Here is a 14,543-nt window from a genome sequence, read left to right on the forward strand (position 1 = left end):
AAACCTACCTCGACTGGTTAAGAATATTATCCATCGTGGGTGTATTATTCTTCCACTCGGCAATGCCCTATGTCGCCGGAGACTGGTGGCATATCAAGAACCACGAAACCAGCCACCTGTTAATGGAAACAAATTATTTTATGCACTTGTTCCGCATGCCCCTGCTTTTCTTTATTTCGGGAACGGTAAGCTATTTTATGATGCAGCGCCGCAGCAGCATTGGTTTTATTGGTTTAAGGTTCCGCAGGTTGTTTATCCCGTTACTGGTGGGCATGTTTTTTATTGTACCGCCGCAAATTTATATGGAACGATTAAATAACGGATATACCGGCGGTTTCTGGAACTTCTACAAAACGGTGTTCAATTTTGTGCCCTATCCCAAAGGCAGTTTCAGCTGGCACCACCTTTGGTTTATTGCCTACCTGTTTTTATATGATATTTTGTTTTCACCCTTGTTTGCCTGGATGGCATCGCCAAAAAGCGTCCTCCTTAAAGAAAAACTAGCCTTGCTGGCCAAAGGAAAATGGATCTATATTTTAATGCTCCCCGGTATTGTATGGTATGCCCTGCTTGCAGCCAAATTCCCCGCAACCAATGACCTGGCACACGATTATTGCTATTTTGTTTACTGGTTGCTTTTCCTGCTGGTTGGTTTTATTTGCATCACTCAGCCTTTGCTGATGGAAAGCCTGGAGCGAAACCGCCGATTCGCCCTAACCATTGGCTTCGTAAGTTTGATTTTCCTAAACTGTTTGCGCTGGAACAAAATTGAACCCGGCGAAGCCCAATGGCCTTTCGGCGGCTATTCGTTTATTGAACTTTTTTTGGGGTTAAAGGCCATTGTAGGCTGGAGCTGGGTACTTGCGCTGGTTGGATACGGCAAAAAATACTTGAACCGCAAACATAAAGTGCTTGATTATTTAAACCAGGCTGTTTACCCCTTTTATATTTTACACCAAACGGTAATTGTTATACTTACCTATTATATTGTTCGAACACCCAACGAAAGCATTTTATCAAAGTATATTTATACGGTTGGATTTACATTGTTTATAACAGTTGGCATTTATCACTTGCTGATAAGGCCGTTTGCGCCGACAAGATTTTTATTTGGGATGAAGCCAAAGGCCGGGAAAAAAGCTAACGGTTTTCCCGAAACCGCAAAGTTAGATGAAGTGGTAATGCTTTCAGCTTAAATTTGTAATTTGAACTGATGAAAATATTCAGAAAATATATTTTCCCGCCGCTGTACGGCCTGTTGATTTACTTTACGGTGAGGCTGTTGCATGATACAGATATTGGCCTCCGGTTTTGGAAAAGGACATGGACGCAGAATATAATTGAGATTATATTAAGCTTAATTGTAGGCTACGCCGGCGTTTATATGTTTAGGCGTTTATTTAAATATTACGATCAGCACTGGCCCCTTCAATTTCGCTACCAGAATGTAGTACGGGAGCTTGGTTTAATGGTAGGTCTTAACCTGGTGCTGGTAAATCTTATTTTTACGCCCTGGGTGATATTCATCAACGGCAGGCTTTACTGGGACGACTTTGCAGATATTTGCACCATACCCAGCCTGTATGCAATTGTATATTATGGCATAGCCCGTACCCGCACCTATATGATGGCCTATATTGATAACAGGGTATTGCTTGAAAAAGTGACCAATGACCACTTGCAAACCGAGCTTAAATTTTTAAAATCGCAATACCACCCCCATTTTTTGTTCAATGCATTAAATACCATCTATTTCCAGATGGATGACGATCTGCCGGGAGCAAAAAATAGTATCGAAAAGTTTTCGGAACTGCTGCGTTACCAATTGTATGATCAGCAGCAGCAGGTGCCTGTAAAAAGCGAAATGGAATACCTGCAAAGTTTTATCGACCTGCAAAAAATCCGCAGCAGCGAAAAGCTTGAATTAACGGTTAGCATTGATGATAAACTGGATGGTCAGTTGGTTTACCCTCTGTTATTTTTACCCCTCGTTGAAAATGCCTTTAAGTTTTTAGGGGGTGATTATAAGCTTTTTGTTGACGCCCAAACAACTGGTAAACAGATCATCTTTAAGGTTGAAAACTCTGTCCCCGAATTTGAAACACCTGCCACCCGCAAAGGTGGCATCGGGCTTGAAAATTTACAACGACGGCTCGACCTGCTTTATCCGGGTAAACACATTTTTAACACAAAAAAAGAGGACAACAATTTTACAGCTGAATTGATACTGAATTATGAATAAGATCACCTGTATAATAACTGACGACGAACCATTTGCCCGGAAAGGTTTGCAAGGCTATGTAGAAAAGGTTAGTTTTTGGGATCTGAAAGGAGTTTGTGAAGATGCCTTGCAATTAAACGATATGCTGCAAAAGGAACCAGTTGATTTGCTTTTCCTGGATATCCAGATGCCGCATATTACCGGCGTTGAATTTATCAGAGCCCTGTCCAGGCCTCCCAAGGTAATATTTACCACTGCCTACGAACAATATGCTGTACAGGGCTTTGAACTGGATGTACTCGATTATTTGCTAAAGCCAATATCCTACGAACGTTTTTTAAAAGCAGCCTGGAAGGCACAGGAGTATTTTGCCTCGCGGGATGAAAAAGGAAGCGCTGCCGTGCCTTACATGTTCGCCAAATCAAACGGCAGGCTGGAAAAGATAAACTTTGATGAGATCCTATTTATTGAAGGGATGGAAAACTACGCCGCCATCCATTTTGAAAACAAAAAACTAATCATTCATACCACCATCAAGGGCCTTTTAGAGAAATTGCCTCTCGGGCAGTTTGTTCAAACCCACAAATCATACATTGTCGCAATTAATAAAGTGGATAGTATTGATGGCAATACACTTTATATTAAAAACCACCAGGTTCCGGTAAGCAAATATTTGAGGGAAGAAGTTTTGGGGCAAATTGTCAGGTGATGTGCTGAACATCCATTTTTCTTTATTTTCTGAATACGAGCGCGATTTTAACCCCCAAACCAATCAAAATAAAACCAGTAATTTTTTCCTGTAACCGCCAAACTTTTGGGTGGTTACTGAAAAAATCTTTTGATTTACCCAAAATACAGGCCACGATGACGAGCACCGATGTCCCCTGAACTGCAAACCAAATACCAAGTGTAAACAACTGGAATTTAAAAAAAGGAGACGATGGGTTAATAAATTGCGGTAAAAATGATAAAAAGAAAACTGCAACTTTCGGATTTAAAGCATTGGTCACAATCCCCTGTTTAAATAATTTCCAATAATTTGCTTTTGATGGTTTCGTTAGCGGTTTCAATCACAACTTTCGATAATAATGCTTTAACCCCGAGATAGATAAGGTAAGCCGCGCCTGCAAATTTGATTAATTGAAAAAGATAAGCAGATCTGGAAATAATAATAGATAGACCCATCACCGCGGCCGAAATATGCACAAAACATCCAACAAAAATACCTACTGCCGATGCGATGCCCGCTTTTATCCCTTGCGATACACTGCGCGAAGCCACATATAGCATATCGTTACCCGGCGTAAGGTTCAGTAGCAACGACGCAATGAAAAACAAGTACTGATTTTGATAATTAAACATTGGGTTGGATGTTTGGGTTGAGAACGTTGAAATGGGCAGTGCTTTTAGATACCTTTCGCCATTTACCTTTCAGCTTTCGCCTCATTAAAAATGCAGCATTTATTCATTAATTCAAACTGACAATACAGTTTATATAAATGCTTAACTGATTTTACCTTAAATTTGATTGACTATTTGTCTCAACTAATCTATGTCAGCACCCGATAACGGAAACGTAACTCTTCATATAAACGATAACGGCATTGCCACTATCAGTTTTTATCATCAAGCTCAAAATTCATTACCAACAGCTTTGCTGGATGATTTAACGGCGAAGATCAACCAGGCAGGCCATGATTCACAAACACGCGTAATCATTATAAAAAGTGAAGGCGACCGTACTTTTTGTGCCGGTGCCAGCTTTGACGAATTACTGCAAATAAAAGATAAACAAACCGGCGCGGAGTTTTTTTCGGGCTTTGCAAGGGTGATCAATGCCTGTCGCAAATCACCAAAAATCATCATCGCCCGCATCCAGGGAAAAGCTGTTGGCGGTGGCGTTGGCCTTGCTGCCGCCGCCGATTATTGCCTGGCAACAGAAGCTGCCTCCATAAAATTGAGCGAATTGGCCATTGGCATAGGGCCGTTCGTTATTTCACCTGCGGTTATCCGCAAAATTGGCCTGCCCGCATTTTCTCAGCTCACTATCCGTGCCGTTGATTTTCAATCAGCACAATGGGCGATGGAAAAAGGCCTTTATAATGAAGTTTATCCCGATATTGCGGCCCTGGATGATGCGATTGTTGCATTAACGGAAAAGCTTGCCTCCTATCACCCTGAAGCGCTTAATGGTTTAAAAGAAATTTTGTGGGAAGGTACTGCCGACTGGGATGAGGTACTTAACCACCGGGCAGCCATAAGCGGCGCACTGGTATTATCTGAATTTACGCAGCAGGCCCTGAAGGGATTTTTAGGTGGAAAAAGATAAAAACAGACGTCTTTATTTCACTTTTCCACCAATTGGGAGATTACATTTCATATAAAAAAGGAAAAATATTTTATCATTTGCTTAAACAACTTTAGCTTCCAAAACCCGTATAAAGGAGACAACTGATTGTATTTTTTTACAATTAATTATTTGCATAACTATTGCTTATTGTTAAAGATTAAATAGCTTTACGATAGGTTTTAAAAAAATTATTTACCTTTTACTGATATATTTTTCCTATGTTTTATTGGTTATTTACCGTAGTAGTTTTAGTATGTATCCTGGTTGTTTTTTACGTTTACAATTATTATGATAAACGCAGAACAGCAGAAAGAAATCTGGAAAGAATAAAAAACAAATGGGGTCGCCCGGTAAATTCACGTCGTAATTTTAAACTCATTGCTGCTTATTTAAACGGTATTGATGACCCGGCAAGGGTTTCGATGCCGATTGCTGATGACCTTGACCTGAACAACGTTTTTAACTTTATTGACCGGACAAACTCAAAGCCAGGAAAACAGTATCTCTACAAAAAGCTGTTTACTCCGGAAACATCATTCGAGGACCTCTTAAAATTCGATCGTAAAATTGAAACCCTTAATATACCGCGCCCCGACCTTGAAAGAATTGAACTTGACATTTCAAAGCTAAACAGCACCGATGCTTACTACCTGGCAGAATTATTTTTAAAAGAGCATGAATTCTTACTGGTTCCATTGATGAGCCTTTACATCAGGATCTCGGGCATTGCCATTATCGGCTTACTGGTATCCCTGTTTATTGTGCCCGACCCTATCAGCTTTGTAGTGTTGCTGGTATTGATCCTTGGCAACATTGCCCTTCATTTCGGCACCCGGAATAAAATCTCGTCTTACACCCGTTCGTTGCCGCAGCTGATGATCCTGCATAGCGTCGCCCGTAAATTATTAAAAACGGTAAAATTTGAACAGGATGAACAGACTAAACAAAGCCTGAATAATTTGTCTGGGCTTAACCGATCTTTACGACTTGTAAATTTTGAAAGTAAAATTGCCGGTAACCCTGAAAACTTAAGCTATGCCATTTATAAGATATTTAAAGTGACATTTTTGCTCGAACCATTGATGTTTATCACATCAGTAAAACGCATAAACAAATACCGCTCTGATATCGAAGTACTTTATAAATATGTGGGAGAGATCGACTCACTGATCGCGATATTGTCAGTGCGGGCCGGTTTGCCGCATTACAGCAAGCCTGTTTTTTACACCGATAACCTGCGGATGGACCTTACTGATATGTTCCACCCGCTGATCTATAACTGCGTTCCCAACTCTATCCATACCCGTACAGACGAGGGCGTGCTGATCACAGGCTCCAATATGTCGGGTAAAACTACTTTTATCCGCTCAATAGCCCTAAACACATTACTGGCCCAAACCATTTTTACCACCTGCACTTCTGAATACAAAGCACCATTGCTTAAAATTCAAACCAGCATCCGCACGACTGACGACCTGGGCGAAAATAAAAGCTATTTCCAGGCGGAGGCGTTATCAATCCTCGATATCATTAACCAGAGCGGCGGCGATGAGCCGGTTAAAAGTTTGGTTATCATTGATGAGATCTTCCGGGGCACTAATACGATTGAACGTATCGCGGCAGCAAAATCAGTACTGACTTACCTTACCGATAACAAAAACTTTGTATTTGTATCCACCCACGACCTTGAACTGGCCGAACTGCTGGATAATGATTATGCAGTGTATTCTTTCGAGGAATCGGTAAATGATACTCGGCTGGTATTCGATTACAAAATGAAGACAGGCGTACTCAAAAACAAAAACGGCATCGCCATACTTGAAACCATTGGCTACCCTGAATCGGTGGTGGAGGATGCCTATATCGTGAGCGAGGAATTAAAACGGAAATATTCTATGTAATTATTTTGATTTTGGAATTCGGAATTTCGATTTCGGTATGAGAAAATAGATCTTTATTCTAATTGCCAATGCTATTCTTCAAAACCCGCAATTCCTCCTGCATTTGTTCAATGCGCTCCAGTAAATGGGTAATAGCTTCGATACCGGCAACATTTATCTCCAGTTCATCGTGCAGCCTGATCATTTTTTCAAGCCTTTGCAAGTCGCTTTCGGGGATATAGGACGTTTGGTCAATAAGTTCAAGGTGAAGCAATCCAGCCTCGCTTAAAGAGTTGATAAAGGTATATTCAACTTCATGATAAGTACAGATAGTTGTTATTGCTATTAAATTTTCCATCTCATTAGGGTTCATTGGTTCAATGGTTCATTAGTTCATTAGTTCATTGGTCGCGCCGTTTGGTCATTTGTCCATTTTTCTTTCGGACTTTACTGACTTTCCGGATCCTGCCTGCCGGCAGGCAGGTTTACTGACTATCTCTTATCTCCTCAAATAACTTCTGCTGCTTTTCGGTCAGGTTTACTGGGATCTGGATGTCATAGGTCACATACAGGTCGCCAAACTCCCCTTCCTTTTTATAAACCGGCATTCCTTTGCCTTTTAGCTTCACCTTAGTTCCGTTCTGGGTTTCGGGTTTAACTTTTATTTTCACTTTGCCATTAAGGGTGTCAATGGTTACTTCACCGCCAAGAACCGCAGTATACAGGTCGAGTTTAGTATTGGCATACAGGTCATGGCCATTTCGTTTAAAACGGGGATCATCTTCTACTGAAAAAGTAATAAACAGATCGCCGGCCGGGCCGCCATTTGCGCCCGGGCCGCCGTGCCCGGCAATTTTAATGATCTGGCCGTTTTCAATACCTGCCGGAATAGTTATCCTGATGTTTTTGCCGTTAACCGTTAGCGTTTGTTTTTGGGTTTCGGCAACATCCTTAAGGTTTAAGCGAAACGATGCATTAAAGTCTTGCCCGCGATATTTGGCCTGCCTGCCGCCGCCTGCTGATCTTGCCCCCTGCCCAAACATAGATTGGAAAAAGTCTGAAAAATCTTCACTGCCAAAACCTTCGGTGCCATAGCCTTCAAAACTTGAACCCTGGCCTCCTGTATAGGCGCCTTGCTGGCGGCTACGCTGCTGTTGCTCATATTGTTCATGTTCCTCGCCGTGCTGCCAGTTTTCGCCGTATTTGTCGTACTTTTTCCGCTTTTCCGGATCACTCAGTACTTCATTTGCTTCGTTCAGTTGTTGAAATTTTTTATTCGCTTCAGCATCGTTGGGGTTTAAGTCGGGATGATATTTGCGTGCCATCTTTCGATAGGCATTTTTTATATCCTTATCCGCCGCGTTTTTAGGGATACCTAATACCTGGTAATAGTCGATAAATGCCATAGGGAGTATATTGAATGCTTACTGATTTAAACCCTGATCAGCCCCTGTTTGTTTTGTTTAAATCATTATGCTTACCAAAAATAAGGATGTTCTTCATCCTAAAAAATGTATTTGATCATTTTAATAAAACGGCAAAATCATTTTTTTAGCTCCATTAACGATTAAAGCGATTTTACCATTAACTTTACTTTATGGACGAAACAATTTTCAGGCTATTTTCTTCAATCGAAACAAAAGAGATAGCCCCCGGCTTTTTCTCTAAACTAATCCACACTTCCACTAATACCATCAATTTTATTGAGGTAAAAGCAGGTTGTTCAATACCGCGACACCGGCACGTTCATGAGCAGTGCTCCTTTTCGATTGAAGGAAAGTTTGAGATGACGGTTAACGATGTACCACAGGTATTGGATCCCGGCCAGTTTGCTATTATCCCGTCAAACGCATGGCATAGCGGCATTGCCCTAACCGATTGTAAGCTGATAGACATTTTTAGCCCGGTGAGGGAAGATTACAGGGCGCTTTAACGCCACATGATTATCACCCTAACTGAACCCCAATTTTTGTTCTGAACTGTAAAAAGTTTAGGTTTGTCGTTTTCAGATATTTTATGCCAATAACAAAGGCCCTTGTAACCGACGTTCCGGAACTTAATATTTTAGTAAACAGCGCCTATCGCGGCGAAACCTCAAAAAAAGGCTGGACCACCGAAGCCAATTTGCTTGAAGGTTTACGAATTGACGAGGCCACTCTTAACGGTTATTTTGAAAATCCGGATATTATTATTTTAAAAAACACAGACTATGACGGATCAATTACGGGTTGCGTTTATCTTGAAAAACGTTCACCCAAATTGTATGTAGGCATGTTTAGTGTTTCGCCATTCCTGCAGGCAAAAGGTATCGGACGCGAGTTACTGATTGCATCAGAGAATTATGCCCGGCAACTGGATTGCCTTACCTTAACCATGACAGTAATCAGTATCCGGCACGAACTCATCGCCTGGTACCAGCGCCGGGGCTATCAGCCTACCGGAGAAGTGCTTCCTTTTCATCACGATAAAAAATTCGGCAACCCAAAACAGCCTATCGAGCTGATCGTTATGGAAAAAAAGATCTGAAACACTCATTTTTCTTTAAAAAAAGCCATTCTGGGTGCAACCTTCTAAAAGTTTTGTCGTCTCATAACACAGATGATACAGAAACTTTTTATTTAGATGGAAGAGATTCATCCGCAATTGAAAGCATTTATTGTTGATTACTGTACCCGGTACAAGATCAGGGAAGTTGATCCCGGTGCTTTGAACCTTGATACCAGTATCGACCTCGATCTGGATATCGTTGATATAGAAATTGATCTGTTCCTCGCTGAGTTTGCAGAAACCTTCGGTGTCGATCAATCTAAATTCAGTTGGTATAAATATGGCTACCCCACAGGCTCAGCAAGTGTAAAGGTTTTGAAAACTGTTTTTGGTTATAAATCTTCCTGGGTAAACCGTCTGTCGAACCGCATCTATAAGCCAAAGTTCAGGGTAAGCAACCTGCAGGACGCCGTACGCACCGGGAAATTGATATAAAAGCCATTGCGGGTTACAAAGCGCCCCCCGCTTTTTGAGCGATAAATGTGTGGTCAGCTTGCAACGGTCCGGCATTTAAAGGGGAAAGCTGGTAGCCCGCAATGGCATTTTTTAAATCTCAATTCAAAACGAAAAGTCCTCCCTTTTATGATAAGGTTAATGATAAATAACATACTTTTATTGTTTATACCAATTTACAACCGATAAATTATGTTAAGGCATCGCGGCATCCTATTTGTATGGTGCTTATTTTTCTGCTCCAATACCTTTGCCGGTAAAATCGTTACTGTAAGTTCACCGGATGCTAATATCCGGTTTTCATTAAGTACAGACAACGAAGGACTGTATTACCGGGTGATCTATAAAGGGGTTTTAATGGTTGATAATTCAAGGCTAAACCTTAGTTTTAAAGAAGGTGGCACATTTAATAACCACGTGGTTATTTCATCTGCAAAACCGGAAAAAGTAACTGAAGATTATGACCTTTTAATTGGCAAAACCAGCAAGGTACATAGCGAAAGTAATAGAATAATTGTACCAGTAGCGGAACAATCGGGCACCAGGCGACAGATGAATATTGAGGTGCGCGTATTTAATGACGGTGTCGCGTTCAGGTATGCCATCCCTGAACAAAAACAATGGGCGGATATGGCAAATATTACAGATGAGACCGATTCGTTTAACCTCGCACAAAACCCTGTCGCTACAGTAATGTACCGCGTTAACTATACCACATCGCACGAAGGCCTGTATACCAGGATAAACCTTAATGAATTGAAGGCAGATACGCTGATGGATATGCCCGCGCTGTTTGAGTTCCCCAACGGAAATTATATGGCGATAACTGAGGCGAATTTACATGATTATGCAGGCATGTACCTGATGAAGCACAACGGCGTGCTGGAAAGCAGGTTATCTCCCCTGCCTCATCAAACCGAAATAAAAGTAAAAGCAACGCTGCCGCATAACAGCCCCTGGCGGGTGATGATGATCAGCGACCGGCCGGGCGCATTTTTGGAATCGAACATACTCACAAATTTAAATGAACCCTGTAAAATAAAGGATGTATCATGGATAAAACCCGGCAAAACTACCTTTCCCTGGTGGAATGGGGATGTTGTGCCGGATACCATCAATGCACCGGGCAACAACTACGTGACCAATATGTACTATGTTGATTTTTGCGCCAAATATGGCATTGAATATCACTCCGTTGTTGAATACGGGCTGCATGAATGGTATGTAAATGATGGGGCTGGTTTTCAGCCCGGGCCAAATGCTGATCCGTCGAAAGCCGTTCCGGGGCTTGACATGCAGCAAATTTGCGATTCAGCTGCCAAAAAAGGCGTAGGCATACGGGTTTGGGTACATTTTTATGCTTTGTACCCTAAACTCGATGAAACCTTCGCCCAATACGAAAAATGGGGCATAAAAGGCCTGATGTGCGATTTTATGGACCGCGACGACCAGGAAATGGTAAACATGCAGGAAGAAATATTGCAAAAAGCAGCGCAGCACCATTTACATATCCAGTTCCACGGCGCGTATAAACCAACGGGCGAGAGCCGCACCTGGCCCAATGAATTTACCCGCGAAGGCACGCTGAACTATGAGAACGACAAGTGGAGTAATTGGGTGACCCCAGATGCTGATGTAAACGTTGCCTTTACCCGGTTGCTGGCCGGGTCGACAGATTACCACCTGGGTGGTTTCAGGGCAGCATCACCTGAACAATTTAAGATCCATTATACCCGCCCATTTGTGATGGGGACGCGCTGTCATATGCTGGCCATGTATGTGGTGCTTGATAATGCTATCGGCATGGCGTGCGATGCCCCTGAGGCATATGTCAGCCAGCCTGGGTTTGAATTTATACAAAAGGTGCCCACCACCTGGGATGAAACACATGTTATTGATGCCAAACCCGGTGAATACCTGGCGATTGCAAGGCGAAAAGGGAATGACTGGTATATAGGCGCAATTACCAATCATGCATCGCATACGATCTCAAAATCTTTGGATTTTTTACCAGATGGGAACTATACTGCCGAGATATGGAGCGATTCCCCTGCTTCGGATCCTGATTTGAACCATTTGGTTAAAGTTGAAAAACAAATTAATAAAAAAACTTTAATGAATATGGTGCTCGCTGAAGGTGGCGGGCAAGTGATGCATGTTTATTCAGATCCTGAAAAGAAATAGTTTTATTTATTTCGGATTTCGGAATTTCGATTTGGGATTTAAGAATTTTTGAAGATTTAGAGCACAGCGGGAGATTGTTTTCTCAGACACCGACACTGATTCCATAAAATTAAGATAAGCATAATTCCGAAATCGGAATTCCGACATCCGAAATTACAGGTCAGTAACCCTGGTATGCACTCTTTTTACATAATTCCGGATATCAAGTACGATACCGGCAAACACATAAAATACCAACGGGAACCCTACTGCCAGAAAAGAGGAGTAGATAAAAAACAACCTTATCTTACTAATCGAAACATTAAATTTTTCGCCAAGATAAGTGCATACCCCGAAGGAGTATCTTTCAAAAAAAGTGATTATCTTTTGCATCATATCAAGCCAACTTTAAAATCTTGTTACCAACGCCGCACTGCAGGCATTTTTTATAATTGCAATAGCTATTTTTTAATTCAATTAAAGCCTGCGATTCAAACGCTGTTTTAATTTCCACCCCTAAGTTACTAAAATCTGTTATAATTTTATTGTTTTCGCCGGGTAAATGTTCCAGTAATTGCAAACTCCGGTTAATAAAATGCTGTTGCTGGTTATGTTTTCCATAACTAAACAAAAATAAGGCCATTGTATTTAAAAGTAAAATATCGACCGATGCTTCACCAATATTTTTTGATGAAGGAGACGAAACGACATCAAAACGGTAATGATCTTCCCAATACGGGTTCACTTTTACATCGGTAAACAGAGCCTTTAACACTTTTACGTCTTTTATTTCCAATAGTTTTGAAAACAGGTGATTTGATTTCATTATCAGCGCTGCAAATTGCGCCAATCGAATGGTGGGGAAATTTGCGGGGCGTAGCCGCATGAATTTCCATAGATGTTTTTGGATTGGTGTCAGTTTATATTTTTTCTGCAGGAAGTTGTATTCTTCTTTAAGTTTAAGCGGGTATTCATCTTTAAACACTTCTCCCAAAAAACCCGCTTGCCCAAATATCAAAGCGTTTATCTGCATTCGGTTGTTCTTATGCTTCGCCAGTATATTTTGTGGCAACGATTTTGCCAGCAATTCAAATGGAAGCGCATTGATTTTAAAGCCAAAATTTGCTGCTAAGAACTGGTAAAATGTTTCTTCCCAGTCACCCCGGTTAAGGTTTAACGCCGTGGATACGGCAGCAGATTTCTTTTCGAGCCGCTCAACTAATACTCTGGTGAGCCAGTTATGCAGGGTAAGGCTATCTACACCGCCTATACTGGCCTCGCAGGGTATAATAGTTTGTTCGCCAAAGATCAGTTTGTGGTAGCGGCTGTAAAGTTCGTCGGGGATCCTGTTTTGCAGTTCGAGCGTCGGCACTTGCCGCCCGTTGGGCAATATTAATGGCGCGTCATCCTTATAAACGACATGCAGGATCACATTTTCGTAGGCGTTATCAGTGCTATGCCCATGCTTTTTCCAATCGGATGATGACAGGTGTACTTCAACATTTCCCGCCCAAACGGTATCCCCTATCCTGATCCGCGCATTTTGAAAATCAGGACCCGAATCAGCATTATGCATTCCTGCCGAAAATATTTCCAAAGCCTCACCATCATTGGACCGCAAATCGCCCCGGTCAAACAACCGGAACTTCCAAACATAATGAAGAAAGTCTTCGGGAAAAAGCATATGTTTTTAGTTGATTGGGTGAATTGTTGGTTAAATTAAAATTTGCGATATCAGCCAAATTAGAAGATTAATTTTAAATAAAAAAAATAAAGCAGTAAAAATAACTGCTCACTTAATCAACTCAATCAACAAATTCCTATAACATTTCAACCAGGTCACCAAAGCTGCTTATGGTAGCTATCTGCCCGTTTTCAACTGCACCAAAACCGTAATTTGCAAAAATAAAGGGCACACCGGCCTTTGTTGCTGAGTTGTAGTCGCCCATGGTGTCACCTACATATACCGGCGTTTTAAGCTGATAGTCGTTTACAATATCTTTTATATTTTCGGCTTTGGGGTTGCCCTTGGTTCCATAACACTGATGGCCCGAAAAATAATGCTCCATACCACTTAATTTAAGAAATACTTCGATATAACCATTCTGGCAATTACTCACAATAAATAACCTATATCTACCGGCAAGGTAGCCAAGGGTCTCATCAAGCGCCGGGTATAATTCTCCGCCGCGAGTATGCAATATTTCCAGTTCGCTTTTAGCGCAAATTGCCATAAGCTCATTTCGCTTTTCAGTATCCAGGTAGGGAAACAAGGTATCAAAAATAACATTGTATGCCATACCTGTTATTGATCTAACTTTTTCCTGCGTCATTACCTCATCTACATAGTCCACCTGGTCAATGGCATTCTGCCAAGCTATCGCAACATTCCCGGTACTGTCCCAAAGAGTTCCATCAAGGTCAAAAATTATACTGTCAAATTTATTTTCTCCGGACTTGTGCATTAATCGAGGGATTTCCGGCAAAAGTAGGAGATTTTTCAAATACAATTGAAATAGCAGGAAACAAAATGTAGTGTTATTATCAAATAAAAGCCCTATCCGCCTTCTACACGACACCCGTATTGCGTAACTAATAGTTTATATTTCTGGGGTTATATCCTTAAAGTAAAATATTTTTCAAACAATTCAACTCATGGCTTGTTGATATTAAAAAAGTGAGAAAAAGCGATTATCATTAATATATCGTTATGAATATTCACCAACTGTTAGAAAATACGTAAAACTACGTACGCAAAAAAGGTGTTTCCCACTATGAAGTTTAATTTTTTCTAATTATATTTGAATTAAAATTTTGCTTATTAAGCATTATTCAATGTAACTGCCTTTAATACATTTTTACTATGAAACATCTACTTCTCTATTTCCTGTTTTTTGTTGGGGCGGCGTTTATCTTTATACAATGCGCA

At 41.1% G+C, this 14,543-nt stretch carries 16 protein-coding genes; 9 read left to right on the forward strand and 7 right to left on the reverse strand.

The features are described 5' to 3' along the window. The 3 genes from QZY09_RS04020 to QZY09_RS04030 all read left to right on the forward strand — a co-directional run. Positions 1-1,196 (forward strand): acyltransferase family protein (locus QZY09_RS04020; RefSeq protein ID WP_295668373.1); only part of this gene is annotated, 1,196 nt, incomplete at its 5' end. Between the two features lie 17 nt (positions 1,197-1,213). Next, positions 1,214-2,242: a sensor histidine kinase gene (locus QZY09_RS04025; protein ID WP_295668376.1), complete on the forward strand. Its 1,029-nt coding sequence runs from the start codon at positions 1,214-1,216 to the stop codon at positions 2,240-2,242. After that, positions 2,235-2,930, forward strand: coding sequence for a LytTR family DNA-binding domain-containing protein (locus QZY09_RS04030; RefSeq protein WP_295668379.1), 696 nt, complete (start codon positions 2,235-2,237; stop codon positions 2,928-2,930). Before QZY09_RS04025 ends, QZY09_RS04030 begins: the two co-directional genes overlap by 8 nt. A 22-nt stretch (positions 2,931-2,952) precedes the next feature. Here QZY09_RS04030 and QZY09_RS24670 read toward each other — a convergent pair whose 3' ends face one another. Both QZY09_RS24670 and QZY09_RS04035 read right to left on the reverse strand, forming a co-directional pair. Then, positions 2,953-3,231 carry a LysE family translocator gene (locus tag QZY09_RS24670; protein ID WP_367119163.1) on the reverse strand — a complete coding sequence of 93 codons (279 nt, stop codon included), beginning with the start codon at positions 3,229-3,231 and terminating at the stop codon, positions 2,953-2,955. A gap of 10 nt (positions 3,232-3,241) precedes the next feature. After that, on the reverse strand, positions 3,242-3,583 hold the full coding sequence (locus QZY09_RS04035) for a LysE family translocator (protein WP_295668382.1): 342 nt from the start codon (positions 3,581-3,583) through the stop codon (positions 3,242-3,244). 190 nt (positions 3,584-3,773) lie between these two features. Between QZY09_RS04035 and QZY09_RS04040 the strand changes: the two genes are divergently transcribed. Continuing rightward, entirely contained in the window at positions 3,774-4,550 is a 777-nt protein-coding gene (locus QZY09_RS04040; protein WP_295668385.1) for an enoyl-CoA hydratase/isomerase family protein, read from the forward strand. Positions 4,551-4,789: 239 nt separating this feature from the next. Continuing rightward, the gene (locus QZY09_RS04045) at positions 4,790-6,472 is read left to right on the forward strand and encodes a hypothetical protein (protein ID WP_295668437.1); all 1,683 of its coding nucleotides are present in this window, start codon (positions 4,790-4,792) and stop codon (positions 6,470-6,472) included. Positions 6,473-6,530: 58 nt separating this feature from the next. Here QZY09_RS04045 and QZY09_RS04050 read toward each other — a convergent pair whose 3' ends face one another. Continuing rightward, positions 6,531-6,824, reverse strand: a complete 294-nt coding sequence (locus tag QZY09_RS04050; RefSeq protein WP_295668441.1) for a chaperone modulator CbpM — start codon at positions 6,822-6,824, stop codon at positions 6,531-6,533. A gap of 112 nt (positions 6,825-6,936) precedes the next feature. Continuing rightward, on the reverse strand, positions 6,937-7,857 hold the full coding sequence (locus QZY09_RS04055; protein WP_295668444.1) for a J domain-containing protein: 921 nt from the start codon (positions 7,855-7,857) through the stop codon (positions 6,937-6,939). Between the two features lie 191 nt (positions 7,858-8,048). On the opposite strand from QZY09_RS04055, the gene QZY09_RS04060 reads away from it, so the two are divergent. The 4 genes from QZY09_RS04060 to QZY09_RS04075 all read left to right on the forward strand — a co-directional run bounded on the left by QZY09_RS04060 (position 8,049) and on the right by QZY09_RS04075 (position 11,635). Further along, entirely contained in the window at positions 8,049-8,384 is a 336-nt protein-coding gene (locus tag QZY09_RS04060; RefSeq protein ID WP_295668447.1) for a cupin domain-containing protein, read from the forward strand. A gap of 83 nt (positions 8,385-8,467) precedes the next feature. Then, complete coding sequence (locus tag QZY09_RS04065) at positions 8,468-8,977, forward strand: N-acetyltransferase (protein WP_295668450.1); 510 nt, start codon at positions 8,468-8,470, stop codon at positions 8,975-8,977. 96 nt (positions 8,978-9,073) lie between these two features. Continuing rightward, on the forward strand, positions 9,074-9,433 hold the full coding sequence (locus QZY09_RS04070; RefSeq protein WP_295668453.1) for a DUF1493 family protein: 360 nt from the start codon (positions 9,074-9,076) through the stop codon (positions 9,431-9,433). A gap of 210 nt (positions 9,434-9,643) precedes the next feature. Further along, on the forward strand, positions 9,644-11,635 hold the full coding sequence (locus QZY09_RS04075) for a glycoside hydrolase family 97 protein (RefSeq protein WP_295668456.1): 1,992 nt from the start codon (positions 9,644-9,646) through the stop codon (positions 11,633-11,635). 153 nt (positions 11,636-11,788) lie between these two features. On the opposite strand, the gene QZY09_RS04080 is transcribed toward QZY09_RS04075, so the two are convergent. The 3 genes from QZY09_RS04080 to QZY09_RS04090 all read right to left on the reverse strand — a co-directional run bounded on the left by QZY09_RS04080 (position 11,789) and on the right by QZY09_RS04090 (position 14,079). Beyond that, the gene (locus QZY09_RS04080) at positions 11,789-12,010 is read right to left on the reverse strand and encodes a PspC family transcriptional regulator (protein WP_295668459.1); all 222 of its coding nucleotides are present in this window, start codon (positions 12,008-12,010) and stop codon (positions 11,789-11,791) included. Between the two features lies 1 nt (position 12,011). Continuing rightward, entirely contained in the window at positions 12,012-13,298 is a 1,287-nt protein-coding gene (locus tag QZY09_RS04085; RefSeq protein WP_295668462.1) for a DUF2851 family protein, read from the reverse strand. Between the two features lie 136 nt (positions 13,299-13,434). Then, positions 13,435-14,079 (reverse strand): HAD family hydrolase, encoded by a 645-nt coding sequence (locus QZY09_RS04090; protein ID WP_295668465.1) that lies wholly within the window; start codon positions 14,077-14,079, stop codon positions 13,435-13,437. Positions 14,080-14,543: the final 464 nt, after the last annotated feature.

Source organism: uncultured Mucilaginibacter sp. (genome assembly GCF_903913935.1).
Taxonomy (GTDB): Bacteria; Bacteroidota; Bacteroidia; order Sphingobacteriales; family Sphingobacteriaceae; genus Mucilaginibacter.

Bases quoted from the DNA above. Each gene is read 5' to 3' on its own strand.
- QZY09_RS04035 (WP_295668382.1), bottom strand. From the start codon at position 3,583: ATGTTTAATTATCAAAATCAGTACTTGTTTTTCATTGCGTCGTTGCTA.
- QZY09_RS04055 (WP_295668444.1), bottom strand. From the start codon at position 7,857: ATGGCATTTATCGACTATTACCAGGTATTAGGTATCCCTAAAAACGCG.
- QZY09_RS04065 (WP_295668450.1), top strand. From the start codon at position 8,468: ATGCCAATAACAAAGGCCCTTGTAACCGACGTTCCGGAACTTAATATT.
- QZY09_RS04080 (WP_295668459.1), bottom strand. From the start codon at position 12,010: ATGATGCAAAAGATAATCACTTTTTTTGAAAGATACTCCTTCGGGGTA.
- QZY09_RS04060 (WP_295668447.1), top strand. From the start codon at position 8,049: ATGGACGAAACAATTTTCAGGCTATTTTCTTCAATCGAAACAAAAGAG.
- QZY09_RS04050 (WP_295668441.1), bottom strand. From the start codon at position 6,824: ATGAACCCTAATGAGATGGAAAATTTAATAGCAATAACAACTATCTGT.
- QZY09_RS04085 (WP_295668462.1), bottom strand. From the start codon at position 13,298: ATGCTTTTTCCCGAAGACTTTCTTCATTATGTTTGGAAGTTCCGGTTG.
- QZY09_RS04045 (WP_295668437.1), top strand. From the start codon at position 4,790: ATGTTTTATTGGTTATTTACCGTAGTAGTTTTAGTATGTATCCTGGTT.
- QZY09_RS04090 (WP_295668465.1), bottom strand. From the start codon at position 14,079: ATGCACAAGTCCGGAGAAAATAAATTTGACAGTATAATTTTTGACCTT.
- QZY09_RS04040 (WP_295668385.1), top strand. From the start codon at position 3,774: ATGTCAGCACCCGATAACGGAAACGTAACTCTTCATATAAACGATAAC.
- QZY09_RS04075 (WP_295668456.1), top strand. From the start codon at position 9,644: ATGTTAAGGCATCGCGGCATCCTATTTGTATGGTGCTTATTTTTCTGC.
- QZY09_RS04030 (WP_295668379.1), top strand. From the start codon at position 2,235: ATGAATAAGATCACCTGTATAATAACTGACGACGAACCATTTGCCCGG.
- QZY09_RS04070 (WP_295668453.1), top strand. From the start codon at position 9,074: ATGGAAGAGATTCATCCGCAATTGAAAGCATTTATTGTTGATTACTGT.
- QZY09_RS04025 (WP_295668376.1), top strand. From the start codon at position 1,214: ATGAAAATATTCAGAAAATATATTTTCCCGCCGCTGTACGGCCTGTTG.